Source organism: Photobacterium frigidiphilum (assembly GCF_003025615.1).
GTDB lineage: Bacteria > Pseudomonadota > Gammaproteobacteria > Enterobacterales > Vibrionaceae > Photobacterium > Photobacterium frigidiphilum.
In genome coordinates this window covers 53,899-79,047 of record NZ_PYMJ01000018.1, presented here as the reverse complement: position 1 = coordinate 79,047, position 25,149 = coordinate 53,899, and the positions used below count along the sequence as shown (strand labels likewise).

Sequence of the window (25,149 nt, the reverse complement as noted above, 5' to 3'; positions counted from 1 at the left end):
AATATCACATTATTTGATTTTGCTATTATTACTCAATCATCAAATTTTATATCTGTTTCATCATAATCAGCCCAATCATCAAAATCTGAACCCTGAAAATCAGAGTCTAGTGCTTCCCATAGATTATCTTCAACATCATTCAAATTAAGTTCATCATCAAACATAATATTTCCTCACTAATACTGAATATGGCTTATTGCTGGAGTAAAACAACAAGTGCAACAGACTTAACAACTGAGTTTGCGAGATACACACCAACTGAAGGTCATGTTCACTATTGTTATAAGCATAAAAAGTGACGGTTCCATGAATGAAAAAAGGCAATTTAATGAAATGTCATTTTTGTAAGAAATACCACCAAACAACATCTGTGTAATAAAAACGTCTTATTTCAATGCAACTATTGCCCACAAGAAAAGAGCAACGAATAGCTCTTTGTTTACTACAAAAGAATACAAAGGAAATATAATGTCACGATTACACCCAATATGGTCAATTACAGCAGGTCGTTCACAAGCAAAAATTGGTTTAACGCCTTGCCATGGCACTAAAGACGCCAGTGTTATTGAATCATTGGTAGAGTTCAGACGCTGGGGCGCTTCCGCCATTCTTTCGTTATTGTCTAAAGAAGAAATGGAAAAACTGGATACAGGCGCAATTGAGTCTCATGCAAAAAAGGTAGGTATGGTTTGGTTTCATTTACCCTTACCAGACAATGACGTACAGCAAGAATCAGTACAGCATAATTTTGAAGAGCGCTGGCAAGCAGTTATGCCTTCTATTCATCAACTGCTAGATAACAACAAATCGGTGATTATTCATTGCCAACGCGGCTCATCTCGTACAGGTTTGGTTGCGATACGCTTACAATTAGAACGAGGCATCACGTTTGAAAAGGCAACAAAAGAAGTCATATCGGTACGACCAAGTGCACTTGAACCACAAGCACACTTAGCATATATCAATTATTTACACGAAAACCTGTCACTTAGTATTTCAAACGGCCTTTTACAAAAGGCCTCACCAGATACTTCATTAAGTCGCGGTAACACATTAGCAGCCTAGAAACAGTCCTATTAAAGCAGATGACTTATTCATCAAGTTCTGGTCGCATCCATACTGATTTAAAATCAAACCACCCCATCGAATTCGATGTCATTCCTTGGATGAGTCCTGAAGTATCTACACCAAGCCAATTATGAAACAAAGGGAGTATTTGTCCACTGTGGACGAGTTGAGTTCCTATTTGCTGACCAGGAAATTCACCTTCTTTATCCGCTCTCCATGCCATTACATCTCGCTCAATCGTATCAAATTCCTCTTTGGGCATTACACGCGATATATGGTCGAAGCTATAAACCCAAGGCAGTATTGCATCATTACGGTAATTGCTGAGGCTCATACCACCTAGCCACATATCAATCTTATCGGTATGCTTACCCAATAATATATCCGTTGATGTTTGCTCGATAACTTTCAGCTTTACCCCATCTTCAGCTAATAGCTTTCTTATTGTTTCTGCCACATGGGGATAAACCGGATGCTCTTGAGGATAAGCCAGCGTTACTGTACGTTTTGCTGGTGCCGATTCAACAACTGGTGCAGATAATACGTGCATCCACCCTGGTAATAGGCCATAAGCGTTGTTTAAACGAAAATCACCAATTTTTTCCAGCTCAAGTAGCCGTAAAATATTAATAGGCGCTAAACGAGATTGAAAATATTCAGCCCATTCACGGTTATTTGCCAACCCGCAGTTACGGTTAAACAGTAAATAGTTACACCCTTCATCTAGCTTTAAGCGTGAAGATACATTGGTAAACTCAAAAGTATTCACGTCCGTTGTCGGTTTTAGATAGCAAGCGGTAAAATCAGATAAAATCCAGATATCAACCATATCGATTAACGCACGAAGCCCAAAATACTGATCAAACGCTTCTAATTTAAGCCGTTGTTTATCATTCATCGCCACTTTATAAGGGCCAGTACCAACAGGGTAAAGTTTATAATCAGGGCGTTGTAACGCGTCGGCAGGCTGAATCATTGCAAGTATATTCGAGAGTAAATCTGCTAAGCGAAAATCATCTTTACTAAGGTGAATATCAATCACATTAAGGAAGGGTGAATCGATCCCTTTTATATGCTTGAAAAGCCGATGAGTCTTAACTTGCTCAAGCGTTGATATAATATCTTTGCTTTCCAAAAGTTTGCCATCATGAAACCGTACTGCTGGGCGAATATAAAAACGCCAATGCCTAGGTGTTAAAGCCTCCCAATGATGCGCTAAATCCCCTTCTACTTCCTCTTTTTCCTCATTAATTCGAGTTAACCCATTAAAAATCTGACGAACAAGGTGCTGTTCAGACCGTCGTAATGGCAAAAGCGGGTTAATATTATTAAAGGGGCGGTAGTAAGGAAGCCGGACAATCTGCTTACCCTTTTGAGTTGTTACACCCAATTGCTCTTGAATCAAAAGTACGAGTTTATCTGCATTGTGATCAAGTGCAGCCAAAGCAGGTTCTAACTTGCCTTCTGCGACAAGTTTTCTTGCATGTAAAACCTGTAACTCGCTGTCACTACTATGAAACTTTAATCGTGACTTCTTCCCTCGCCCTACTGCTGGTTCCCAATCAATCCAACCTTTCTCAACCATTTTATTCATAACCATACGAACATTACGTCGAGTACAAAATAGAACCTCAGCGATTACCTGTAAATTCGTTTCACTATCCTCACCAGAGAAGTGATTGTACAAACGTTGAAATTGTAACTTGAGGCGTTGACCTGTCATAAAAGGGGAACCTTCTTTATGGTTTTCTTCTGTTTTAACTTTCCTATTTTAACGTAAAAATAGACTCGAATAAAAAACATTAGGACATTAATTATGAAAAGTTTTTTCTGGAAGTTTTTCATGAACAGTAAAAAGTTCGATCGCAAATATTTACCGAAACAAGAACACCGTTTGGCGATACTTAGTTCAGTATGCCAATGGAATATTGATAAAATAGACGCTAAAGAATACCGGTCACACTTCTAGTGAATAACAATACACAGTAACGCTTCCCCCCAAAAGATGTTGCTCCTGAGTGATTATTGTTAACTCTCGTCTTTCAGCCAGCCCTTGTGGTTGGCTTTTTCTATTCCATGCTTTCACTTATGCTAGAAGTAAAGCGCCTTTAACTCAGTTAACGTGAGTAAAAGATGCTTTAGATACGTTGCAGTGATGGTCAATCAATAAGCTTAAACAACGGTAGTACCATCAAATTATACGTTGTCTTTTGTCAGTTCATCACAAACAGCTTGGAGTCGAATAATCTCTTCACTTTGCTGTTGTTCTAAACTCTGAACATGATTAAGTGATTCAGTTAGTGCATTAACCTGTATTTGTAGTTCATTGTTAGCTTCTTCAAGTTCTTTACCATGCATTAACGAGTCATTTAATTCACTATTTAACTGCAGCACTTCTTTATCCTTTACTTCAAATTCTGCTTTGTGCTTTCGAGCATTACGTTGCGCAGCTTGCTTTGCTTTTACCGCTTTATCCAACTCTGCATCATGTGCTTCAAATTGACGTCTATTTTCTATAATTTTCTTTTTTAAGATCTTAATTGATTCTTGATAAATCGCTTCTTCACTACTGACTTGCTGCTTTTCAGCTTCATACTGTTTCACTAATTTAGCTTCAGCCTGAGTACCTAACCCCATCACAACACGCCATGTATCAAACATTGTATTGTGAGCATGGTTCATCGCATCAAACGGAAATATTAATCCGCTTTTAGGTGTCATACTTTTTTCAGCCATAGCAGCCTCAAACTCTTTCAGCACAGAAAGTGTATTATGGTAGCTACCCAAAAATGGATTATTTGATGATAAATTTGTAAATGATTGATCTTTCAATTCTGCATCCATGTAAGAATTCCCTAATAAAATAAATGGCTATATCAATAATATTTCTAACAACTAAAATACGTAGTTACATTGCATAAAAATAGAACTAACACAGCATATTCTGCATGAAATATCAAAATAGCGTTCTGCAGCACGCCATCAAACATATTATGCAACTAATACCTTAACGTTACATGTTAAACCCTTTCGATGACGATTTATAGACATGAAGTTAAAGCTAAAACTCTATTTTCATACCAATCTGGGTAAGTAAATGGTCATTAATTTGTTAAATAGTCACGCTACGCTTTCGTTATCAATACGAACATTATGCCATCAATGATTTACTTGATTTCTAACGCCATACTCGGTAGAAAGCCCTTCTTATACTTTAAAACGACAGAACAAATATGACTGACTGTACCCATGCTGATGCAACGATAAATACCGAAAACACATTAAGTCCTGACGCGATTAAAATGAACAATTCGTTTAATCAAAATAAAAAGATTCAAAACCAACAAGCTGATGTTTTTTCATCGCTAATGCATAGCCGTCGTTCTGTCCGAAAATATGATCAAACAGCTAATTTTGATCATGATGCCGTTGCTCGTGCCTTAACCCTCACAACACTTTCACCCAATAGCTCTAACATGCAACTTTGGGAATTTCATCGCGTTATCAGTGATGACAAGCGTATGACTCTCGCATCATATTGCATGGGGCAAAATGCAGCAAAAACAGCAAATGAATTAGTCGCCTTTGTTGTTACCCCGTACAAATGGAAAGAAAGAGCCGCTATGAATGCCAATCAGATACGCGAGGCATTCGACGGCAGAGAAGATGAAACATCGAAACGCGCCCTTAAATATTATGAAAAGCTGATCCCATTTATTTATAACAATGATCGCTTTGGGCTGTTTGGATTAGTCCGTAAAGCCATCAGTTACTTTCTTGGCCGCAATAAGCCAATGGTGCGGGAAGTCAGTAAAGCCGATGTGCGTGTATGCCTTCATAAAAGTAGTTCATTAGCCGCTATGACCTTTATGACGGCAATGCGTGCTGAAGGCTATGACACGTGCCCAATGGAAGGGTTTGACTCTATACGTGCTAAAGAACTATTAGGCCTACCAAAAACAGCAGAAATAACAATGATAATAAGCTGCGGAAAACGCCTTGAAGAAGGAGTCTATGGTGATCGCCACCGGGTTAATAATCAAGATGTCATCTTTAACCATTAAGAAATTACCCTTTCTCTAAATATCTCATACCTTATTGAATTTATTTGCGGTAAGGTATGATGATCTAAGTTTAAGAATCTATGATAAGCAGTTTATGATTGAACAAATCACCGAGTTAAAGAATAGCTGGATGGCAAGTCACATTACTGATGCTGAATTCCCAACACCTTTAAGTGAAAAAGGGTTAAATCTTTATCAAAGCCGATTAAAACAACTATCAACCCAATTTTTATCAACGATTCCAAGCAATTCAGACTCAGAGCTGACCTATTATCGTGTTGACTGCCACCCTCTTACTATACGATTTTCAATGGTTCTTGCCAGTCAGTGGGAAGATGAGAATGAGAAAGAAGCAGTTTTTGAATATCTAACACAAATTATGTTTGAAGATGATTCACCTGCACATCTTTATGTGGGTTTCCATAAAGGTAAACCAGCAGCATGTGGAATGATTTACCGCCAAGAAACAGAGCAAGGTCTGTGTACTCTCGTTTCTGATGTCATGGCCCTTCCTCTGCCGAATAAAGCTAATTTAATGCAGATGATGGAAAATCACCTGTTAGCGCTTGCGGATCAAGATAGTCAGTTTTTCGTCACACAAAAATAGCGCTCTCTTACACCTAATTTGTTTAGTAAAAGTCGCGAACAATGGTTACCTTTTGCTCGCGCTTTTACTCTGCCATAATCACCTGAACATTTTTTTATTTAAAATAGCCAATAACTGACAATAATCTAATGATAAAATGGTGATAAATACAACGACTACATAAAAACACATACCTGTAGCATGCATTCAAAAATAACCTATAGAATACTTTTTACTAATTCAGTAAACTTGCACAACATTCGCATATATAATTAATTTCAACCTAAAGCGAATAAATTTACGGTTAGAATAGGAAAATTCGCATGACAAGGAATGTATCATGAGATATTTGTTTATTTATTTTTGTAGTCTAATGCTTCTTGGTTGTAGTTCTGGTTTGAAGGTCTCTATACCTGATAAATATACCGATACACAGAATCAATCTATAGGATTTCTTGTTGGCACTCTTGGTGCAACAACCGTTTGGCCATCAACTGGTGAAACCTTAGTTACAACGTTACATATTCGAGAAGTCAGCACTAGAAGCTCGATTCTAATGAGTGACGATGATATCGAAAATGAAGTAATAACGTTAACGAATGAAAATCAACACTTTGATTTTAAAAATGAAAAAGAAATAGGACAGCTTTTTACCTTACCATTGCCAGTTGGCGAGTATGAAATATTTCAAGTCACAATTAAAGGTTCAAATGGTAATCAAACGTTTACCCAAAAAACAGATGAGGATCTTTCACTAAAATTTGAAATAACTGCGGCTAATGCCAGCTACATTGGCGAGTTCATTGCAAAAAGTCGTGTCGCTGAAAGTCAATTATGGAATCTAAAATTCCCCAGCGGTTACGGTTACTTCTTACATGGCTATAATAAAGCCCGTGACGAAGTCCTTTTCTACGAGTTAAATCCACAGCTCACAGGTATTCAATTCGACGTTAAAACACTAGCAACGATTAAAAACCGTCTGATTTATACAAAGATTAATAAATCCTAGTCAAACATAAACCCGACTCTACTCTGATTCGGGTGCTTCACCTTGGCGTTTTAAATGTTTCTGTTTTGTTTTTTCTGATATATCTTTCACTAACTTTTTCACTTTTGGTGCAGAATATATTCTATCTGTCATACTTCATCACCTTTCTATACTAATAAATCGACGATACACAACATTCAAACAATCGTCATACTCACTTCATATTTTATAAATACTAGTATATACCGTGAATCCATAATGCGCGTAAAAAAATCACTTTTTCTACAGACTTTGCTTAATCATATTGCTGATTTTGTACTTAACCTGCTATATAGGTTTCTTTTTTATATCTTGCTAAAATCTTATGTTCAATAAAACTCGAAAGGATAAACATCACAACATACCCTGTACACAGTGCAATAATTATCGCTACAACGTTAGCTGTAAATTGCGCAAACAAGTAATAAGAAACAACAAGGGTTACAATACCGCTCAAACGAATAGTTAAACTTTCGGTAAAGCAACCATGCGCTTTAATATAGGCCAGCTGATAAGCATTGAGCATTAAAAACACGAAAAATATTGAGAAATGGAATAATACAGGAACCGCGCCTTTATATTCGTCAGGGAAAACGAACAATACAATGTCTTTTCCGAAAAATAACATGCTTAAAAAGAAAGTAGACCCAACGATAAAGCTCAATTTATAGATCCATTTTTTAATTTTTCGTATTTGATCATGTTTGCCTTCACGAACACATACAGCTAACTCAGGTAAAACAAAGCGGTAAATAGGAAAAACAAATAGCATCGTAAGGTAGGTAAATATTGGTCGGACAACCACTTGGAAATCCCCTAACTCATCAATACTAAAGTGACTGATCGTTAATAACACAGTGATGTAGATCATAAGAATACTTGCACCAGCTTCAAGTGATGCTGTAACACTTTTTTTCACATAGCTGATTAACATAGGGTCAAGCTGCACTGCAGCTAAAGGGCGTGTAGATATTTCTTTTCGACGTCGTATAAACATGTACGCAGCCGTACCTAAAGATGACAACGTTAACCCATAAAAGAGGGAGGTAAGAGCATCAAAGCCTAAACCGTAATAGCAAGTAACAAACATTACCACATTGCCAATGGGCTCAATCCACGTCACCTTATTAGAAATACTGTACAAGCGATACATCGCAATTAAATTAGTAAAATAGACTTTTAACCCCATACCAAAAATGATGCCCACCAGCTGTATGTAGCTCACATTGATATTTAATTCATGCTTAATATAGGGAATAACGACTCCCCATGTAATCAATACCATTGCAATTAAGCTATATCGGAAGATATTGATGATGTCTCGATCATTATTCGTTTGTGAGTAACTCACTACCATCGATGAGCGGAATCCTGTCATCAATATTAAAGAGAGTGAAATGATATCAACAACACTGTGATACAGGGCTAAATCCGCTTTAGGCACCCATTGGGCTAACCAAATCTTAAACGAAAAACCTACTAAAATACTGGCAAGCGTTGCCCATACTCCAGTAATGAATGCTTTTTTTAAGCGAGAGAGTGAATCAGTTTCCATGGGGGGCCATCTTTGAGTTAGCTTCCATTGCATAGTAATGAAATTAATTCTCATTTGAAACGTATTTATTTCATAAAGTCTCTTTTCTTTGTGATATATCAACATCAACAAAACTGATGGAGAACGCCAACTCAGCCTACTGGATGTAGAGCCGCAGAGAGTTAAAATACATATATACCCAATGAAATGATCAAAAGGAAAGCATCATGTATCACGCCCATGTTTACTTTGACTTATCACAAGAGTCACTAGCCACACGCCTTCACCATGAAATCACAGCTAACCGTGATGATATATTGAGAATATACCCACTCGTCATGCGTAAAGTAGGCCCTCATGATAAGCCAATGTTTGAAGTACATTTCAATGATAATCAACAGGGGTTTGTTAACTGGTTAGATCAACACCGTAAGGGGCTATCTGTACTTATTCATCCTAATACAGGTAATGATTTACAAGATCATACTGATAACGCTGTATGGCTCGGTGAAGAACTCCCAGTGCACGTCGATACATTCAGATAGAACAGAAATACACGACTCTTTAAAACATTCACCGTTTTCAATTACTGTCTTCATTTTTTCGGGTGCTGCTTGATGTTTTTACCAGCACTAACGCGATTCCACCAAGAATCGCAATAGATGCAAACATAAAACGAAAGGATAACGCTTCACCCAGAAAAAGAATACCTGCTATAGCGGCTAAAACGGGCACACTTAGCTGAATCGTGGCGGCGTTTGTTGCTTTTAAAAAAGGCAAAACCGAATACCACAACGCGTAACCGACACCTGATGTTAACGCACCAGAAGCAATGGCGTACCAAAACCCACTCAAGTCTATATCAGCATTTTTAAATGAAAGAACGCTTAACAGTAGCGCTATAGGTATTGATCTTAAAAAATTTCCCGTTGTAACAAGCGTTGGGTTTCCAAGCCCTCTTCCACGTAGTGAATAGATCCCCCAAGCCACACCTGCTCCCATCATTAAGATAGCACCGAATAATGGTGGTGAAGATAACCCAGGAAGCAACAATCCAATAAGCCCAGCTAGCGCCAAAGTTAATCCAGCCCCTTGTTGCTTACTTAATCGTTCACCTTTATATATACCGTGCCCAATCATTGTTGCTTGCACTGCGCCAAACAACAACAATGCACCCATCCCAGTAGACAGGCTGACATAAGCAAAAGAGAAACCTGCGGCATACAGAAACAAAACAAAAGCAGATATCCAACTACCCTCACCTTTGTATGGTTGATGATTAACAAATGAAATCAACCACAACATAACAAAACCAGATAACAACCGAAGCGAAGTAAAACTGGCTGGATCTATCGTCGTTTCTAAGAAAGCGGCTCGACTCAATAATGAATTACCTGCAAAGGCAATCATAGCTATCGCTGTGAGTATAAACACCTGCTTACTTGGCATTTGGGTATTGCTCTTCACCATCTTATATCAATCGAATCTTTAGGACCTATCCAACAAAATGGGTTATAGGCAACCTCCCACAAATAGCCATCAAGATCTTTGAAATAACCGGAATACCCACCCCAAAAAACTTTCTGACCGTGCTTAGTAATTATCGCGCCTGCGGCTTCTACTTCAGCCAACACTTGATCGACTTCCGTTTCAGACTTCACATTATGTGCAAGTGCAAAACCAGAAAAAGACTGTCCACTATTATCACTAGGAGTAACTTGTGCATCTTCTGCTAATGCATCACGATCATATAATCCTAACCATGTACCATTCAGAGTAAAAAAGGCGACTGATGGTGGCGATTCTTTTTGAGGGAACCCTAAACCATCGCGATAAAATGCTACTGACTTTTCAAGGTCTTTAACCCCGAGAGTAATCATGCTAATTCTTGGTTGCATAACATCATTCCTTGTTGTTACTTTTTGAATTTAACGTTTAAAGAAGATAGAACAATACTTTTATATTGCAAACACTTTACCACCAACCCAAAACCAAAAGACTCACAAATTAGTGAGTCTTTTTTAAAACGGGTTTGAAGCTGGTGGATTAAATTTCCACTATTCGCTTCTTCGCTAATGACATGGCTAAATTATTATCATAATAAGCGGCTTCATTAATGAAATGTGGATAGGCTTCATAATCACCCTCCCAGCATATTTCAGAACCATCAAATAATGTGAAAATAGGATCGCCTGAATTCAATTGCTTAAAATCACCGTCTTGAACATTTTTATGAACCATACCAATTCGCTCACCATTTTCATTTTTTGGTAATTTTAGCGTTTCGGTATATTCAAATGCTTCATAGCTCGATGGCAATTCTGGCAGGGCGTTGGTGTTATGTAGGTCAACATAATCCAATATATGACGAGTCATGTCTTCCATCCAGTCAAGTACATCTTGACGGATAACGGACTGAGGTTGTGGACCAATTTCGACAATCACACCTTGCGACGTAATAGAGCTTAAAAAGTAATGTTCTTCGACAGAGGCATGATCTTCAAATACAACAACTGCTTCAGGCATGCGAGATTTTACATAAGCACCCATTTTGCAGTTAAACTCATCAGATTGAAGCAGAATCAACGATGGTCCCATATTGCTGGTCGTATTGTGTAAATCGATAATAAAGTCTGTTTTTGCATCACCCTTAGGACCAAGCTGATTATTAATAACCTTAGCGCGACTTTGTTCATAGTTAGCCAGATCGAGATTAGCAAGCTCAGCAATATCAAATTGTCGGTTTAAATCGCTATCAACGTAACGTTTATTCTCTTCATGCGCTTTAGGGTTCGCGAATACTGTTTGAACAGAAAAGCTGCCACGAGATATCAAATTAAGGTTATTTTGCCACTTACGTAACAAGTAGATACCGCTAAATTCATTACCATGCGTACCGCCAACAACGGCAACACTGTTAATTTTAGTCATCCTTGTTTCTCTTAACTAGTTATTCAAAATTGAGCATAATTTCAGTGTACTCAATTTCAATCTGGATACCAACGAAAGTTAACCTTAAAGTAATAAAGTTACACAGATAACGGCAGTGTCTGGGCTAATTTAAGATACGAGTGTAATTCGTTATTTTTATACTCAATGGCTGAATGAATATTCACATTACGATTAGCAATAATAGAACATTTGTAATCGTTATCCCCCTTTGTGATCGTCAATTCAATAACACCATCGTCTAGCTTCCAACTGCCCACTGTTTTCATCCGTGTAAATAAGGTGTATTCCTCTAATCGTCCGTCTGAGTGCAGAATGACTTCGGTGATATAACCTGCACTACATGTTTTGATCCAATGTTGAGCTGTAACATCAGCGATTGTAAAGTTGCGTTTAGTTTCTAACCATTGAAGCATCAATTGTTGCTGTTCTGTATCGAGTTCGGGCAGAGCATCAATATCAAGTAAACGTACACGACCCGTTTCACGATAAAACAGCTGTAACAATTGAAGGGTTTTCTTTTCGAACATTCAGCTTACCTTACGCAAGGAAATCATAAACATAGTTAGTTAGGTATAACCCTAAATATGGCTAATTGCGAAAGGTGTTACTGAATGAAATAAGAAATTGTAGTATTTATCACAATAATAAATGTGTTCATGATAAATACCTTTTTCGATTTAATGATCCACTTTTCCGCGTAATACCTTTGTATTACCACGTTGGGTTTTCTTATCCATACGGCGTCGTTTGGAACCCTTTGTGGGTTTTGTTTCACGTCGTGCCTTCTGTTGAACAGCGGCTGCTTGAATAAATTCTTTCAGGCGCTGCAATGCATCTTCACGGTTTTTTTCTTGAGTACGAAATTGCTGAGCTTTAATCACGATAACACCGTCTTTCGTTATGCGATGATCCGAAATTTTCAACAAACGTTCTTTATAAAAATCAGGCAATGTTGACCGCTTAATATCAAAGCGTAAGTGTATGGCACTCGATACCTTGTTCACATTTTGACCACCCGCCCCTTGCGAGCGAATAGCCGTAATTTCGATTTCCCAATCGGCAAGTTCTACATTATTAGAAATGGTAAGCATAGTTGTTCAATAATCAATTCAAATACAGGGTTAGTATAATCGCTAACGACTTTCAAATAACCTTTATTGAAGAAATTAAATGATCATCAATAAATATCACCTTACTGTGATCTTGTTTACAGCTCGACATGACCAATATTTAACTTATCATCATAAATCAGTAAGGTAGCGCATTATTCAAACCCATAAATTACGAGAACAGAATGGATACTCTTATATCACTACTCGCTCAAGCTGGGCACACCTTTAAACCTTGGTTAGGTGAAATATCGCTCACTATCGTCGCTTGTTCATTGATTATTTTTGGTTCAGATATTAATCACTTCCTACGTCGTCTTTTGTCAGGTAAAAACATTTTCATTCGAACGAGTGCTTTTATATTAGTTAATTCATTCGGTTACGGCTTGCTTCTCATTAAGGTTTCTCCTTGGTTAACCCAAAAATTGAGCACAATGCCAAGCCAATGGATGTTTGTTTCAGTAATCACGACATTCATTGTCATCGGATTATGGGCACAAAAAACACGCCACTATTAAACGCCGTTCATCAAAATGTATATTTACGTCTCAATTTGTCATCAATTATCGGCATGATCGACCATTTTATTGACCTAAAACAGCTAAAAACAGGGTTAATTCAGTTTAAAGTACTAACTCCTGTTCCTAAAAAAGCATAATCATGACTAACATTAACCAAGAAAGATTGATCGAACATTTCATCGAGCTTATTAAGATCAACAGTGAATCCCAAAACGAAAAAGCTATCGCTGAAACCCTTGCAGAGCAACTGGGTGGTATTGGCTTCGACGTTACTAAATTACCAGTACCTGAAAATATTTCAAATGGCTTCAATATTTACGCAACTCTACCAGGTTCGCTTGAAGGTAGTATTGTACTGAGTTGCCACATGGATACCGTTGCACCGGGTAATGACATAGAACCGATTATCGTCGATGGTATTATCAGTTCGAAGGGTGACACAATTCTTGGTGGTGATGATAAATCAGGTATTGCCGCGATTATGGAAGCGGTTCGTTGTATCAAGGCTAACGGTTTAGCTCATAAGACTATAGAGATTGCCTTCACTGTCTATGAAGAAGGTGGTTTACACGGTTCGAAGCACTTCGACATGTCATTCGTTAAATCGACAGAAGCGATTGTGCTTGATTCAGGCGGCGCTATTGGCACTATTATTACAACGGCACCTGGTCAGCAAAACCTAAAAATCAATATTACCGGAAAACCTGCGCATGCTGGTTTAGCACCTGAAACGGGAATCAATGCGCTAACCGTTGCTGCTGATGCAATTAGCCAGATGAAGCTATCTCGTATTGATGCAGAAACAACAGCAAACATTGGTGTTGTTCAAGGCGGTCAAGCAACTAACGTTGTAATGCCAACTTTGTATATCGAAGCAGAAGCGCGTTCTTTGAATGATATGAAATTAGCTAACCAAGTTGCACACATGATAACGACATTTGAAGCAGCAGCTGAAAAGCACGGTGCACAGATCGATATCGTATCAACTCGCGCATACAACGCTTATAACATCGATGATAACGACGTGTTTATTGATGATATTAAAGCGGCTTTCTCAGCAAATGGTGTTGAGCCTAAAACCAATTCAACTGGTGGTGGTAGCGATGCAAACATCTTCAATGAAAAAGGGTTAAAAACAGTTAACCTTTCGACAGGCATGGCAAAAGTACATACCACTGAAGAATATATCGCCATTGCAGATATGGTAAGCATTACTGACTTTATGTATACCTATTTAACGCGCTAATTTGCCGTTACATTGATATAAGTAAATAGAGTTAAATAAACCGGACTAGCTAGCGTAAAGTTAGATGTCCGGTTTTTATTTGCAATGAATATACGGCCTATACTACTAACCTTGCGGTGTTTGCATCTCGCGGTAAGAGCGGCTTTCCAATTGTGCATCTGTCAAACCTAGCTTGGCTGCCAATTCGAGTAATTCTTGCTTATATTGTTCTAACATTAATTCATCGTCAGTCATGATAGCAAGTTCGGCAAAATCCCCCAGCCCTTCTAAATGATCAACAGTTGCGTGAAATTTACCTATAAAATAGATGCTGCGGGTCTTCTGTAATTCTAAAACAAGGTCAAACCCCATCGTTAGCAACATGCTTTTTGCTTTATCACTATCGGTAATATTTACAGCCTCACATCGCTCGGCTTCAGGGCCCTTTACAATCCACAATTTAATACCTGAAGGCTGCATATTTCTAATACAGACACTCTTGTTTTGGTTTTTTAGCGGGTTACCTACACAGTCAAAATAGCAATCATGTTCAAGGTTATCTTCCAACATAACCTCTGGATTCATGGCCTGTAAATATGATAGAAACTGTGTTTTTGAGGTTAATCGGTATTTTAACTCTACTTCGTATTTACCTTTAAAGTGTTCTGTCATGCTGCGATCCATTGAAAATAATATTAGTAATAAAGCACGGCTAGTATAACGTGAAGCCTCACTTGAAAACACGATGTGGCATAGAAACATGATTAAAGCTATGTGGTGAATAGCTCTTTGTGTATGATCAGCAATTTTATATTTAAAGGATTGAATAATGAAAGCCCTTATGGCTCTGTTCTTATTAGGAATCAGTTGTGTAAGCTATGCACAAACGTTTACATTTACAGCAATTCCTGATGAAGACGAAAGCCGATTACGTGAACGCTTTGATAAAGTTGCCGCCTATTTAAGTGAAGAAACTGGCGTCGATGTTAAGTATATTCCAGTAAAATCTTATGCTGCAGCAGTCACCGCTTTTAGAAATAACCAAGTACAATTAGCATGGTTTGGTGGGCTTTCTGGTGTGCATGCGCGACAACTCGTACCCGGTTCTGAAGCGATAGCGCAAGGGTATGAAGATCAGTTTTTTAAAACATACTTCATTGCACATACATCAACGGGGCTAAAAAAATCTGACGACTTCCCTGCTGATATCGCTGGTAAAACCTTTACTTTTGGCTCTAAAGGTTCGACATCAGGTCGCTTAATGCCTGAATATTATCTGCGTGAATTTTTCAAAACATCGCCCCAAAAGGTATTTAAACGTGTTGGTTTCTCTGGCGACCACAGCCGTACAATTGCCCAAGTACAATCTGGAGCTTACCTCGTTGGCGCTGTGAACTATAAAGTGTGGGAAAATGAACTGAAAGCTGGGAAAATAGATAGCAACAAAATCTCTATTATTTGGGAAACCCCTACTTATCCTGATTATCAATGGACGATCAGAGGTGATGTTAACGAGCAATTTGGTGCCGACTTCAAACAAAAAGTTACACAAGCATTGCTTGAAATGAACGACCCAGAACTATTAGCTAGCTTTCCTCGCCAAAGTTTCATTCCTGCCAGTAACAAAGATTTTGAACCCGTTGAAAATGTTGCACGTTCTATCGGTATTATTGATTAATGGCGCTATTAGAACTTAAAAATGCAGAGCTGGGTTATGAACATAACCCAGTTCTTCGCGATATATCGTTATCCATTGAAAGCGGTGAAAAAATCGCACTTATCGGCCCTAGTGGTGCGGGTAAATCAACGTTACTTAATCAGCTACATTCTCTTATTCACGAAGAAACCGCCCTATGCCCGCAAAGCCATGGCCTAGTAGGGCCACTAAGCCTCTATAACAATATTTATATGGCGCGGTTAGAACAATTCAACGTTTTCCAAAATGTATTAAACCTTATCAAGCCTCAGCAATGGAACGAGATCGCAGCAATTGCTGATACGTTAGGCTTGCGCGATAAAATGAGAACGTCTGTTGATAAACTATCCGGTGGTCAACGCCAGCGTGTCGCAATTGGCCGTGCGTTATACCGTAATAAGCCTGTCTTTATGGGTGACGAACCCGTTTCAAGCCTTGATCCCTTACAAGCACACTCTCTTCTTTCGCATATTTGTGAATCTCACCATACTCTTATTGTCGCGATTCATGACAGACACCTCGCACTAAGCTGTTTTGACCGTATTATTGGCCTTAAAGACGGTAGAATTAAATTTGACAAACCCAGTAACCAGCTCGATATTGCAGCACTGAATATCCTATACCAATCATAATGAATAGTTCTGGTTATGCTCAGAGAAAACTGAGTTTCATTTTTGTTATTATCGCATTAGCATTAACGCTATCAGCCGATTTAGAAATCTCTACCATTGATCCATGGACAGAAATAGGCAGGATGTTTGTCGGCTTTATTACTCCCGATTTCTTTGCCACCGAATATATCTTTGACGCGCTATTTTTTACAGTAAGCATCGCATTGCTGGGGGTCACATTTGGGGCTTTCTTTGGCTTTTTTCTTGCGTTGGTTTTTGAATTCCGCATTGTACGGATATTTTGTGCGTTCTTTCGTTCCATTCATGAGTTGTTCTGGGCACTGATCTTTTTACAGCTGTTTGGGTTAGACCCGCTAACAGCCTTATGTGCGATATCGCTTCCTTATGCTTGCACATTTGCCAAAGTCTACGCCGAGATATTTGAACAAGCGGACACAACCCCAGCCAAAACCGTTTCCAAAAAAGCAGATATTCTCAGTGTGTTTGTTTATACAAAGCTTTCACTGGTCAAAAACCAATTGATTAGCTATACCCGCTACCGTTTTGAATGTGCATTGCGTTCTAGCACCATACTCGGATTCGTTGGCATACCGACTTTAGGCTTTCATTTAGAAAGTGCGTTCAGTCAAGGTAACTATTCTCAAGCTGGTGCTTTGCTATTGCTGTTCTATCTCTTAATTATCTCAATTAACTTCTGGTTAAAAGCAAAACTGTTACCCATTTATATTGCCGCTGCATGGTTTTATTTGCCGGCATTCGGACAAGTTAATTGGGATAACTTCACTCGGTTCTTTGGCTCCGATATTTGGCCATCACCTCTACGCTATGCTGCAGATATTGATCTAAATGTGATAAACCAAACCCTGCATTGGTATTGGTCATTATTAACAGGTGAAGTCTTTGAAGGTATCGTAAATACACTGATTCTGACGCAGCTTGCTCTGGTTGTTACTGGCATTATCGCACTGCTCGTATTCCCTTTAACCGTCAAACTCTTTGTTGGATTTACAGGTCGAATAATGGGGCAAGGAATATTAGTTGTATTACGTTCGACACCAGAAATGATCCTTGCGTTTATTTTTCTATTATTGCTTGGCCCTTCAATGCTACCTGCCGTATTAGCGCTTGCTATTCATAACGGAGGATTAATTGGCTTTTTACTTGCTGAACTCGCCAATACCCTGAAATTACGCCCAGATACCCCACTCCAACATAACGGAATCAATAGTGGCAGAGTCATCAAAGGGCACGCAATTTCACTGTATTTCTATGAAGTACTACCCAGAATATACAGTAGTTTTCTTGCTTTTACCTTCTATCGATGGGAGGTCATCATGCGGGAAACAGCAATACTAGGGGTATTGGGGGTTACAACACTCGGCTTTTATATCGACTCGGCTTTTGAAGAGATGCGCTTTGATCGGGCTATGTTTTATATTGTCATCACAGCATTGCTCTGCATTGGCATTGATTCCCTTTCACGCCATATTCGTAAAAAGCTAAATGTAAAAGCAGCGTAAAAGTTACGAGAAAAAAGATGTTATACCAATCTGGATAAGTAAATGGCGTAACCCGCAAAGGTTACGCCATTTCTGTATTTCGCCAACGTTATATAATCATCTACAAAATCAGCCAAATACAATATTCATCTAGTACATCATTAACCCATAACAACACCCAAGCTTAGCAGCGCCATTACCATCAAACTTAGCATACCAATTAAAGGGCCAATGAATTTAAGCCAAGATGAGTATGCTACACGACCAATCGCTAGGCCCCCCATTACCACACCCGATGTTGGCGTCACTAAATTAGGTAGACCAGATGCTGACTGGAAAGCCGTTACGACAAGCTCACGCCCCACCCCTGCAAAGTCAGCTAACGGTGCAAGTACTGGCATAGAAAGAACAGCCAGACCAGAAGATGACGGAACCACAAGACAAAGTACCGCTTCAATCCAATAAATCGCATTAATGAAAGCGATTTCATGTAAACCACCTAAAAGACCTTCAGCATAATTCAAAATAGTATGCGTGATATTGCCATCATCCATCACGACTACTAAACCACGAGCAATAGCGATAATTAAGGCGACACCCAGTAAATCTCGTGCACCTTCAATGAAACTATCGGTAATTTCAACTTCAGATAACCGACCAACAAAACCAACGATGATACTTGCACCGATAAATAGTGCTGATAGCTCAGCCATCCACCAGCCTGCGATAGAAACACCCCACATCATGACGGCAAACGTTAAACCGAATATTGCTAATACGGCTTTACGAATACCAGTAAGCTCTGGTGCTTGTTGTTCTTTACTGTGTAAAAAATGACGCTCATTGTCTTCTTTTTGATGAGCAACGAGTGACGCGGACGGATCCTGTTTTACCTTAGCGGCATAACGCATCACATAAACTACACAAATAATCCAGCCTAATGCGAGAATAACGGCTCGTAAAACAATGCCTTCCATAAAATTAATTTCAGCAGCATTCGATGCAATAACCGTCGCAAATGGATTAATGGTTGAACCTAAACAACCGATACCAGCTCCCACCATAATAATGGCAACCCCGACAATACTGTCATAGCCCGCGGCAATCATGACTGGGATTAACAAAGCATAGAAAGGAATAGTTTCTTCCGCCATACCATAAACCGTTCCACCCATTGCGAATAATCCCATAAGAATAGGAATCATCCACTTTTCACGTCCACCTAAACGCTTCATTGTGCCGGCAATACCTGCATCAATCGCGCCAGTACGAGTCACTACGGCAAGAAACCCACCAATGACCAATACAAATAGTGCAACATCAACAGCACGAGCTGCATAACTAGCAGGATCGTAAAAACCCTGAATCGGTGCCATCAATACTTCAACAATACCCTGCGGATTAGCGGCAACAGTTTCGAACGAACCCACTAACGGTACCATTTTACCGAGGGTTTCATTCATCACCATTTGGTATTGGCCAGCTGGAATGATCCAAGTTAGCGCGGCCATTAAAACGGTTAAAATCATTAAAATTGTGTAGGCAGAGGGAAACTTAAATTTCGTCATTAGGATGTCCTTATTTAATGGGGCTAAGTGCCCCATAATGTGGGTGGTATTCCACCTTCTTATTTATGCAACAAAGTCCATTATTTCTTTTACTGACATGTCTGCGAGCCCCATTTTTTCTAAGGTACGACCCTCTTTAAAATAGTCAGTGTCGTTATAGGCATTATCAATATGCAGACATGATGTCACGAGCGGTGTATTCACTCCTGTCAGTTGTCCTAATTCATAACAAGGCACTAAAAGATAAGCAGCATCTTCAGTGATATAACGATTAGAAGCTGAATTAGGGGCACTATTCAGTTTCCCATGTGTTTCTGATGTACGGTTCACTTCATACACATTTTCACATTGCATGGCATATAGCGCATTCATGGCATCAAGCTCAGGGATTAATTCAAGCCCTAGTGCCTTACCAATTTGGATGCGCTCTCCCTCCATGACTGCCGCAGCCTTAGCCGTTGAAATAGAGCAGCAATCTTTGTAATAGTTAAACTGACCATCAAAATTTTCAAGTAACCCCATACTCAAGGTCGTGAGCAATGGATGCCCACCAAAGTTGATGTTTTCTAAACCCGCATTAATAACATTATCGAGTTTTTTTAATGGTAATGGCATCACTGGTTGCAGCTTAGCGATAGCCTCATCTGTTTTAGAAGCAGGAAAAGCCGCAACAGGTAGAAACTCTTTCATTCCCAGAATCGCAAGCTCTGCAGGACCAACGATACGGGTCGCCCATGGAATTGATATTGCGTCCACAAAGGTGATATCGAGATCACCATAACCCTGCTCTGCTTTAATACGATTAAGCACTAATGAACCATAATTACCCGGCATTAACATCACTACTTGACCGTCACGCAAATGCGGTAACATCTCAATGAATAACGGTTCTTGTGCAAATGATGGGACAGGTAAAATCAGTAAATCAGAATACGCAACGGTTTCAGCTAAATCACGACTAATGGCATCAATGGCTTGGAAACCAGCATAAGCCAATGGCACATCATTAAATGCACTTAATGCTTCAATACCGCCACGTTGTTCGATATCAGTAAGCGGTTGATCAAAACCCACAGCACCATATAAACACACCTTCGCGCCATGTAATGAAAAGTGATACGCCGCGGTTAACCCTGCATTACCAGACCCAATGATAGAGACTCGATTGGACATCATTCTTCCTTATATTCTTGTTTGTTTGATCTTGAAACCAGACTAAGAAATACAATGAATGTTGACCAATGCTGAACCCTTTCAGTACTATGCAAAAATGTAATACTCTATAAACACATTAAGCGTAATGTCATGATAATTATAAAATTTAATAAGACACACGCCTAACACACAATGCACGCTTAACTGTGATGTATCTCCGTATCTTCATTGTTTAAATCACGCATAGAGCCTATTTTTAAATAGATATTCATTTCATCTGCTAGCAACATAAACTGCTCTATGAACAGTTCAGCATGGCGATGAATCGGTTTAAGGGCAGGATATAAAATATCGAATTCAAAAGGCAGTAAGAACGTTAGCGGACGCATCACAACATCACAATGCTCGCTCGCCATATGAGCCGTAAAGGGATCTGTAATGGCGATACCGACACCTTCACGCACCAATGCAGCAGCGGTACTCGCTAATGACACCTCAATATGCTCGATAGTCGATAAATTATAACGGTGTAATAACTGATCGATACGCCGCTGAGTAATATCTTTTTCATGGCGGATAAGAACCTGATTAGCAATATCATGAATATCGATCGACATTTTATTTGCTAATGGTGATGATGCTGGCAACAAACATACGCATTCACTTTCGACTTTCTGTGCTTTAACACCCGCTAACTGCTCATCAATAAATGCAAAGCCAATATCCGTTGTTTGACTTTGTACCCGACGAACCACATCTTCAGAACGATATGTTTTAAAACCGACTTTCATTCTTGATGATTGCTTTAAAAAAGTCGCTAAAATACGCGGAAGAAAAGCATTTGATAACAAGGGCATCGCGGCAATATTTAAGCTTCCAAAACGATGTGAACGAATAGAATCAGCGGCGCTATCAAGACCTGACACAGCCTCAAATACTTTAGCGACCTCTAAATAAAACGCTTCACCTTCGTCACTCAAGACTAACCGGTTGCCCTTACGGATAAATAGATTAAAACCTAAACGTTGTTCAAGCCCTGAAAGCAGACGGCTTACAGCTGGTTGGCTTAAATTGAGTCGCTCTGCGGCGGCAGTAACCGTCTGACATTCAATAACGGCTTTAAATGCATTCAATTGTGTTAATTTCATAGGAAGAGAGCCGTAATTTTGGGGTGACTAACGCTAACAGAACGGAACTATAATTACATTGAAACAACCAATATATTTAACGTATTGATTGATTTATTCATACTGAAAGAACTAGCCATAACCCAACTTTAATTCAATGGCTGACTTATTCAGCTAAAGTCTAATAGTCAAGAATGGAAATAGTTGTATGATATACCCAAGCAGATTTAAGGATCTGAATTACAACGCTTCAATAAGGACGATACTATGCTTGATGCTAACAATACCGCGCTTGTGATCATTGATGTTCAAGGCAAGCTGGCTCAAATCATGGCCGATAAAAATGCCCTATTCAGCAATTTAGAAACCATGGTTAAAGGTGCTGCCATTCTCGATTTACCCACTCTTTGGGTTGAGCAATTACCCGATAAGCTTGGTGGCACTATTGCTGAAATTTCAGATAACCTTCCTAATAAAGAGCCCATTGTAAAAAATACATTCAGTGCATATCAAACGGCTGAATTTGTCTCGGCATTAGAAGCTACGGGTTGTAAAAACGTGCTTGTTGTTGGTATCGAAGCGCATATCTGTGTGTATCAAACCGTGATGAATTTATTAGATGCCGGTTATGGCGTAGAAGTGATTACTGATGCAGTATCGTCAAGAAATGTACAAAATAAGACGATTGCATTAAACAAAATGCAGCAAGCTGGCGCGCAGCTATCTTGTACTGAAATGGTATTATTTGAATTACAAGCAGTGGCCCAAGGTGAGCGATTCAAGCAGATATTGAAGATTATAAAGTAACGCACTATTTCTTCATTTTATTTATTGAGTCTCAGAAAAACGACCGGTTCAACGTTAAAATGAACCGATCGTTAAGTCACTTAATAACAATATTAAACCAAGTACAACATCAAACCAGCGTATAACCTACAGCCGCCAAATACGATGAAAATAGCATTAAGGTAAATGCAAAGGTCATAACACCTAAAACAGGTTTACTGCGTGTTAACAACGGCATTAGCCAAACGCCAACTCCAGCTAATAACAAACCTAAACTTAATACTTGTGCAATGAATGGTCCTAATTCATTGTGGCTGTCTACTCGAGCAGCAAGTTCACCCACTTGTGGTAACCCTGTTAGTAAGCAAATCACCGCAATCAAAGTCCCAACAATAGGAAGGTAGCGATTTACCTCTTCGACTTTATGTTCAGACCTCACCAACAAGGTATGGGCAAATAGCGTGCCGCCACATAGTGTGGTGGCAATAAAGTGACTAGCAATAAGCCATTGATTCGTTCTAACGATTAAACCATGCGTTAAATAAATCAAACCACTCATTAATGCCACAATCAGTAACAGAGATCTGAATCGTTCAGAGCCAAACAAGTTTTTTTCAGCAAACCAATACACATTGGCTAGCACAAAAAATACCGTCACCATGAGCACTTCAGTACCAAATGTATATACCGAGTAGACTTGGTCAACCATTAGGCTTGATTCACGTAACGTTAAAGCGACGAACAATAGCAGCCAAAATACAGGCATGGTTTTATGTACACGATCGCTTTGCCCGAAGCATAATTTCCCGCTAAGAATGACAAATGCCAAGACAATAAAAGCACCTATTGTTACTTGTGTTAACGCGCTAGATAAGAGAAACGGCCAATCAGACCAATACATGACACACCTCGTCATTGTGCTATAGGCTGTTCATTACAATGTAAACATTAAGACTGTATACATTGAAAATGAGAATTAGAAATAAAGCCAAGCATTTTGCCTGATTATGGTAAGAGAAGCGAGAAGCATATATTGATAGCTGTAACAATAACAGCATGACTTTTAAGCCATGAGTGATTACCCGTTATGCTTCAACAAACAAGTCATCGACTTTTGGGTTATTTATCTTTTACCGCGTGCGGTTTTAGATCTGATGATAACGCTTGCCCTTTCATTGCAAACACAGCGAGCAGAAAAGCAATAACAGCAACAACAGCCATACCCGCATAGGTCATGCTAAAGCCCTGCGCTAACGCCTCTGGATCAAAATGAGCTAAGGTATTCTCGCTACCTTCAGCAACTACGACTGGCACTTGGCTATGGAATATAGTGGCACAAAACGCGACACCGATAGCACCACCAAGCTCTCGTCCAAAGCCAAATAATGACATACCTATACCACGATCTTCTGCTGGTAATACGTTTTGAACAACTACACTTAATGCAGGTAGAGTAAGCCCTAAGCCAAGCCCCGCCGCAGCCAAGGCCGCAGATAAATACAGATCAAAGTGTAATAGCCATAATGCAATTGCCGAGAGTAAAAACCCAACAACAACAAAGCGCTTATAGTAGCCTTTTCTAGCAATTTGCTTACCACCAAAATAGGCACCTGTTGTGATGCTAAACATGAAGATCATCATCAACAGACCACTGCCTGACGCTGTCATCCCTTTTTGCCATTGCATTTGAAGCGGAAGGTAAACCAACACTGCAAACATCAATAACTGGGAACATAAAATTAAAAGCACGCTAATAACATACCCCGGTAACGATACCAATCTTACCGGTAAAATAGGATCTACCGCTTTTCGTTCAACCCAAACTAATAGCAGCATAACGGTAAATAACGCAATGCTGGCAATTGTTGCATCAAGGCTGGCTTCTGGTGATATTAATAACAGTAACAAGGTGGTTGCTGTCATCAGTAAACCTGCGCCCTTCCAATCAAACTTCGATGCGCGTTTAACACTTAGGTGCCTTAGGTTTTTGTTTATCATCCATACTGCAAGAGCACCTAATGGAATATTAATCCAGAAAATCCAACGCCATGATAACTGCTCAGAAAAATACCCACCTAACAAAGGTCCTGCAATACTGGATACGGCATAAACGATTGAAATATAGCCTTGATATTTCCCTACTTCACGGGCAGGAATACTATCTGCGATCACAGTGAATGCTAAGGCAATCAAACCACCGCCACCAATGCCTTGCAACACCCGTGAGGCAATTAATTGTGTTAAGTCTTGCGATAATGCACAAGCAACAGAGCCAAGAATAAACAGTAAAATACTGATGTTCAGCATTTTTACGCGTCCAAAAATATCACTTAATTTGCCATAAACAGGCAAAACAGCCGTCGCTGCAAGTAGATAAGCCGTAATCACCCATGTGAGTGCCTGCCCTGCATTTAATTCCGCCCCAATAATAGGCAAAGGCGTGGTAACAATACTTTTTTCTAATGAACCCAATGCAATAACAAGTGCTACGCTGGTAAAAATTGTTTTAGGTGACATACATTCCCCCATAACTAAAACGGAGCCTAAAATAAAACAAGTTTGCCGTTACGAAAACAGGATATAATGAACCTCATCATTTC

27 protein-coding genes are annotated in these 25,149 nt (G+C 39.3%); 12 read left to right on the top strand and 15 right to left on the bottom strand.

Annotation, left to right across the window (positions count from 1 at the left end; all coding sequences use genetic code 11):
- Positions 1-32: 32 nt before the first annotated feature.
- On the bottom strand, positions 33-164 hold the full coding sequence (locus C9J12_RS31420) for a hypothetical protein (RefSeq protein ID WP_265416152.1): 132 nt from the start codon (positions 162-164) through the stop codon (positions 33-35).
- Between the two features lie 304 nt (positions 165-468).
- Between C9J12_RS31420 and C9J12_RS17100 the strand changes: the two genes are divergently transcribed.
- Positions 469-1,065 (top strand): phosphatase domain-containing putative toxin, encoded by a 597-nt coding sequence (locus tag C9J12_RS17100; protein ID WP_107243815.1) that lies wholly within the window; start codon positions 469-471, stop codon positions 1,063-1,065.
- Between the two features lie 25 nt (positions 1,066-1,090).
- Here C9J12_RS17100 and sgrR read toward each other — a convergent pair whose 3' ends face one another.
- On the bottom strand, positions 1,091-2,791 hold the full coding sequence (gene sgrR / locus C9J12_RS17095; RefSeq protein WP_107243814.1) for an HTH-type transcriptional regulator SgrR: 1,701 nt from the start codon (positions 2,789-2,791) through the stop codon (positions 1,091-1,093).
- Positions 2,792-2,884: 93 nt separating this feature from the next.
- Between sgrR and sgrT the strand changes: the two genes are divergently transcribed.
- Complete coding sequence (gene sgrT / locus C9J12_RS31625) at positions 2,885-3,037, top strand: glucose uptake inhibitor SgrT (protein ID WP_407675686.1); 153 nt, start codon at positions 2,885-2,887, stop codon at positions 3,035-3,037.
- 227 nt (positions 3,038-3,264) lie between these two features.
- Here sgrT and C9J12_RS17090 read toward each other — a convergent pair whose 3' ends face one another.
- Positions 3,265-3,912: a hypothetical protein gene (locus tag C9J12_RS17090; RefSeq protein WP_107243813.1), complete on the bottom strand. Its 648-nt coding sequence runs from the start codon at positions 3,910-3,912 to the stop codon at positions 3,265-3,267.
- A gap of 524 nt (positions 3,913-4,436) precedes the next feature.
- Here C9J12_RS17090 and C9J12_RS17085 point away from each other — a divergent pair.
- The 3 genes from C9J12_RS17085 (at position 4,437) to C9J12_RS17075 (ending at position 6,727) form a co-directional block, all read left to right on the top strand.
- Entirely contained in the window at positions 4,437-5,132 is a 696-nt protein-coding gene (locus tag C9J12_RS17085; protein WP_407675689.1) for a nitroreductase family protein, read from the top strand.
- 94 nt (positions 5,133-5,226) lie between these two features.
- Positions 5,227-5,739, top strand: a complete 513-nt coding sequence (locus C9J12_RS17080) for a hypothetical protein (protein ID WP_107243812.1) — start codon at positions 5,227-5,229, stop codon at positions 5,737-5,739.
- Between the two features lie 319 nt (positions 5,740-6,058).
- Positions 6,059-6,727 (top strand): hypothetical protein, encoded by a 669-nt coding sequence (locus C9J12_RS17075; RefSeq protein WP_107243811.1) that lies wholly within the window; start codon positions 6,059-6,061, stop codon positions 6,725-6,727.
- A 298-nt stretch (positions 6,728-7,025) separates the two neighbouring features.
- Here C9J12_RS17075 and C9J12_RS17070 read toward each other — a convergent pair whose 3' ends face one another.
- A complete protein-coding gene (locus C9J12_RS17070; protein ID WP_107243810.1) occupies positions 7,026-8,300 on the bottom strand; it encodes a lipopolysaccharide biosynthesis protein in 1,275 nt (424 codons plus the stop codon).
- Between the two features lie 206 nt (positions 8,301-8,506).
- On the opposite strand from C9J12_RS17070, the gene C9J12_RS17065 reads away from it, so the two are divergent.
- Entirely contained in the window at positions 8,507-8,824 is a 318-nt protein-coding gene (locus C9J12_RS17065; RefSeq protein WP_107243809.1) for a DOPA 4,5-dioxygenase family protein, read from the top strand.
- A 37-nt stretch (positions 8,825-8,861) separates the two neighbouring features.
- Here the strand turns inward: C9J12_RS17065 and C9J12_RS17060 are convergent, their stop codons facing one another.
- The 5 genes from C9J12_RS17060 to arfB form a co-directional block, all read right to left on the bottom strand.
- Positions 8,862-9,728 (bottom strand): DMT family transporter, encoded by an 867-nt coding sequence (locus C9J12_RS17060; RefSeq protein ID WP_107243840.1) that lies wholly within the window; start codon positions 9,726-9,728, stop codon positions 8,862-8,864.
- A gap of 14 nt (positions 9,729-9,742) precedes the next feature.
- Positions 9,743-10,177 (bottom strand): VOC family protein, encoded by a 435-nt coding sequence (locus C9J12_RS17055; RefSeq protein WP_107243808.1) that lies wholly within the window; start codon positions 10,175-10,177, stop codon positions 9,743-9,745.
- A 148-nt stretch (positions 10,178-10,325) separates the two neighbouring features.
- A complete protein-coding gene (locus C9J12_RS17050) occupies positions 10,326-11,210 on the bottom strand; it encodes an aspartoacylase (RefSeq protein WP_107243807.1) in 885 nt (294 codons plus the stop codon).
- Positions 11,211-11,308: 98 nt separating this feature from the next.
- A complete protein-coding gene (locus C9J12_RS17045) occupies positions 11,309-11,758 on the bottom strand; it encodes a hypothetical protein (protein WP_107243806.1) in 450 nt (149 codons plus the stop codon).
- Positions 11,759-11,908: 150 nt separating this feature from the next.
- Entirely contained in the window at positions 11,909-12,322 is a 414-nt protein-coding gene (gene arfB / locus C9J12_RS17040) for an alternative ribosome rescue aminoacyl-tRNA hydrolase ArfB (protein WP_107243805.1), read from the bottom strand.
- A gap of 203 nt (positions 12,323-12,525) precedes the next feature.
- On the opposite strand from arfB, the gene C9J12_RS17035 reads away from it, so the two are divergent.
- Both C9J12_RS17035 and C9J12_RS17030 read left to right on the top strand, forming a co-directional pair.
- The gene (locus C9J12_RS17035; RefSeq protein ID WP_107243804.1) at positions 12,526-12,858 is read left to right on the top strand and encodes a DUF3392 domain-containing protein; all 333 of its coding nucleotides are present in this window, start codon (positions 12,526-12,528) and stop codon (positions 12,856-12,858) included.
- Positions 12,859-13,000: 142 nt separating this feature from the next.
- Positions 13,001-14,107, top strand: a complete 1,107-nt coding sequence (locus C9J12_RS17030; protein WP_107243803.1) for a M20/M25/M40 family metallo-hydrolase — start codon at positions 13,001-13,003, stop codon at positions 14,105-14,107.
- 105 nt (positions 14,108-14,212) lie between these two features.
- On the opposite strand, the gene cyaB is transcribed toward C9J12_RS17030, so the two are convergent.
- Positions 14,213-14,758 (bottom strand): class IV adenylate cyclase, encoded by a 546-nt coding sequence (cyaB, locus tag C9J12_RS17025; protein WP_107243802.1) that lies wholly within the window; start codon positions 14,756-14,758, stop codon positions 14,213-14,215.
- Positions 14,759-14,915: 157 nt separating this feature from the next.
- Here cyaB and C9J12_RS17020 point away from each other — a divergent pair, with 157 nt between their 5' ends.
- The 3 genes from C9J12_RS17020 to C9J12_RS17010 are packed head-to-tail and all read left to right on the top strand — an operon-like array spanning position 14,916 to position 17,934.
- The gene (locus C9J12_RS17020) at positions 14,916-15,764 is read left to right on the top strand and encodes a putative selenate ABC transporter substrate-binding protein (RefSeq protein ID WP_107243801.1); all 849 of its coding nucleotides are present in this window, start codon (positions 14,916-14,918) and stop codon (positions 15,762-15,764) included.
- On the top strand, positions 15,764-16,414 hold the full coding sequence (locus C9J12_RS17015; RefSeq protein WP_107243800.1) for an ATP-binding cassette domain-containing protein: 651 nt from the start codon (positions 15,764-15,766) through the stop codon (positions 16,412-16,414). The genes C9J12_RS17020 and C9J12_RS17015 overlap by 1 nt, the downstream gene beginning before the upstream one ends.
- On the top strand, positions 16,414-17,934 hold the full coding sequence (locus C9J12_RS17010) for a PhnE/PtxC family ABC transporter permease (protein WP_107243799.1): 1,521 nt from the start codon (positions 16,414-16,416) through the stop codon (positions 17,932-17,934). The genes C9J12_RS17015 and C9J12_RS17010 overlap by 1 nt, the downstream gene beginning before the upstream one ends.
- A gap of 140 nt (positions 17,935-18,074) precedes the next feature.
- Here C9J12_RS17010 and C9J12_RS17005 read toward each other — a convergent pair whose 3' ends face one another.
- The 3 genes from C9J12_RS17005 to C9J12_RS16995 all read right to left on the bottom strand — a co-directional run bounded on the left by C9J12_RS17005 (position 18,075) and on the right by C9J12_RS16995 (position 21,784).
- Positions 18,075-19,481 carry a YfcC family protein gene (locus tag C9J12_RS17005; RefSeq protein ID WP_107243798.1) on the bottom strand — a complete coding sequence of 469 codons (1,407 nt, stop codon included), beginning with the start codon at positions 19,479-19,481 and terminating at the stop codon, positions 18,075-18,077.
- A gap of 63 nt (positions 19,482-19,544) precedes the next feature.
- On the bottom strand, positions 19,545-20,654 hold the full coding sequence (locus tag C9J12_RS17000) for an NAD/NADP-dependent octopine/nopaline dehydrogenase family protein (protein WP_107243797.1): 1,110 nt from the start codon (positions 20,652-20,654) through the stop codon (positions 19,545-19,547).
- Positions 20,655-20,836: 182 nt separating this feature from the next.
- Complete coding sequence (locus C9J12_RS16995) at positions 20,837-21,784, bottom strand: LysR family transcriptional regulator (RefSeq protein WP_107243796.1); 948 nt, start codon at positions 21,782-21,784, stop codon at positions 20,837-20,839.
- A 246-nt stretch (positions 21,785-22,030) separates the two neighbouring features.
- Between C9J12_RS16995 and C9J12_RS16990 the strand changes: the two genes are divergently transcribed.
- Complete coding sequence (locus tag C9J12_RS16990) at positions 22,031-22,570, top strand: hydrolase (RefSeq protein ID WP_107243795.1); 540 nt, start codon at positions 22,031-22,033, stop codon at positions 22,568-22,570.
- A gap of 109 nt (positions 22,571-22,679) precedes the next feature.
- On the opposite strand, the gene C9J12_RS16985 is transcribed toward C9J12_RS16990, so the two are convergent.
- Both C9J12_RS16985 and C9J12_RS16980 read right to left on the bottom strand, forming a co-directional pair.
- On the bottom strand, positions 22,680-23,450 hold the full coding sequence (locus C9J12_RS16985; protein WP_170111806.1) for a DmsC/YnfH family molybdoenzyme membrane anchor subunit: 771 nt from the start codon (positions 23,448-23,450) through the stop codon (positions 22,680-22,682).
- 218 nt (positions 23,451-23,668) lie between these two features.
- Positions 23,669-25,066: an MDR family MFS transporter gene (locus C9J12_RS16980; RefSeq protein WP_107243793.1), complete on the bottom strand. Its 1,398-nt coding sequence runs from the start codon at positions 25,064-25,066 to the stop codon at positions 23,669-23,671.
- Between the last annotated feature and the right edge of the window lie 83 nt (positions 25,067-25,149).

Excerpts from the sequence above, each read along its gene's own strand:
- C9J12_RS17085 (WP_407675689.1), top strand. The coding sequence starts at position 4,437 with ATGCATAGCCGTCGTTCTGTCCGAAAATATGATCAAACAGCTAATTTT.
- C9J12_RS17100 (WP_107243815.1), top strand. The coding sequence starts at position 469 with ATGTCACGATTACACCCAATATGGTCAATTACAGCAGGTCGTTCACAA.
- C9J12_RS17080 (WP_107243812.1), top strand. The coding sequence starts at position 5,227 with ATGATTGAACAAATCACCGAGTTAAAGAATAGCTGGATGGCAAGTCAC.
- C9J12_RS17065 (WP_107243809.1), top strand. The coding sequence starts at position 8,507 with ATGTATCACGCCCATGTTTACTTTGACTTATCACAAGAGTCACTAGCC.
- sgrT (WP_407675686.1), top strand. The coding sequence starts at position 2,885 with ATGAAAAGTTTTTTCTGGAAGTTTTTCATGAACAGTAAAAAGTTCGAT.
- C9J12_RS16990 (WP_107243795.1), top strand. The coding sequence starts at position 22,031 with ATGCTTGATGCTAACAATACCGCGCTTGTGATCATTGATGTTCAAGGC.
- C9J12_RS17060 (WP_107243840.1), bottom strand. The coding sequence starts at position 9,728 with ATGCCAAGTAAGCAGGTGTTTATACTCACAGCGATAGCTATGATTGCC.
- C9J12_RS16995 (WP_107243796.1), bottom strand. The coding sequence starts at position 21,784 with ATGAAATTAACACAATTGAATGCATTTAAAGCCGTTATTGAATGTCAG.
- C9J12_RS17045 (WP_107243806.1), bottom strand. The coding sequence starts at position 11,758 with ATGTTCGAAAAGAAAACCCTTCAATTGTTACAGCTGTTTTATCGTGAA.
- arfB (WP_107243805.1), bottom strand. The coding sequence starts at position 12,322 with ATGCTTACCATTTCTAATAATGTAGAACTTGCCGATTGGGAAATCGAA.
- C9J12_RS17090 (WP_107243813.1), bottom strand. The coding sequence starts at position 3,912 with ATGGATGCAGAATTGAAAGATCAATCATTTACAAATTTATCATCAAAT.
- C9J12_RS16985 (WP_170111806.1), bottom strand. The coding sequence starts at position 23,450 with ATGTATTGGTCTGATTGGCCGTTTCTCTTATCTAGCGCGTTAACACAA.
- C9J12_RS17070 (WP_107243810.1), bottom strand. The coding sequence starts at position 8,300 with ATGGAAACTGATTCACTCTCTCGCTTAAAAAAAGCATTCATTACTGGA.
- C9J12_RS17075 (WP_107243811.1), top strand. The coding sequence starts at position 6,059 with ATGAGATATTTGTTTATTTATTTTTGTAGTCTAATGCTTCTTGGTTGT.
- C9J12_RS17010 (WP_107243799.1), top strand. The coding sequence starts at position 16,414 with ATGAATAGTTCTGGTTATGCTCAGAGAAAACTGAGTTTCATTTTTGTT.
- C9J12_RS17030 (WP_107243803.1), top strand. The coding sequence starts at position 13,001 with ATGACTAACATTAACCAAGAAAGATTGATCGAACATTTCATCGAGCTT.
- C9J12_RS17035 (WP_107243804.1), top strand. The coding sequence starts at position 12,526 with ATGGATACTCTTATATCACTACTCGCTCAAGCTGGGCACACCTTTAAA.
- C9J12_RS17015 (WP_107243800.1), top strand. The coding sequence starts at position 15,764 with ATGGCGCTATTAGAACTTAAAAATGCAGAGCTGGGTTATGAACATAAC.
- C9J12_RS17055 (WP_107243808.1), bottom strand. The coding sequence starts at position 10,177 with ATGCAACCAAGAATTAGCATGATTACTCTCGGGGTTAAAGACCTTGAA.
- C9J12_RS17000 (WP_107243797.1), bottom strand. The coding sequence starts at position 20,654 with ATGTCCAATCGAGTCTCTATCATTGGGTCTGGTAATGCAGGGTTAACC.
- sgrR (WP_107243814.1), bottom strand. The coding sequence starts at position 2,791 with ATGACAGGTCAACGCCTCAAGTTACAATTTCAACGTTTGTACAATCAC.
- C9J12_RS17020 (WP_107243801.1), top strand. The coding sequence starts at position 14,916 with ATGAAAGCCCTTATGGCTCTGTTCTTATTAGGAATCAGTTGTGTAAGC.
- C9J12_RS17005 (WP_107243798.1), bottom strand. The coding sequence starts at position 19,481 with ATGACGAAATTTAAGTTTCCCTCTGCCTACACAATTTTAATGATTTTA.
- cyaB (WP_107243802.1), bottom strand. The coding sequence starts at position 14,758 with ATGACAGAACACTTTAAAGGTAAATACGAAGTAGAGTTAAAATACCGA.
- C9J12_RS17050 (WP_107243807.1), bottom strand. The coding sequence starts at position 11,210 with ATGACTAAAATTAACAGTGTTGCCGTTGTTGGCGGTACGCATGGTAAT.
- C9J12_RS16980 (WP_107243793.1), bottom strand. The coding sequence starts at position 25,066 with ATGTCACCTAAAACAATTTTTACCAGCGTAGCACTTGTTATTGCATTG.
- C9J12_RS31420 (WP_265416152.1), bottom strand. The coding sequence starts at position 164 with ATGTTTGATGATGAACTTAATTTGAATGATGTTGAAGATAATCTATGG.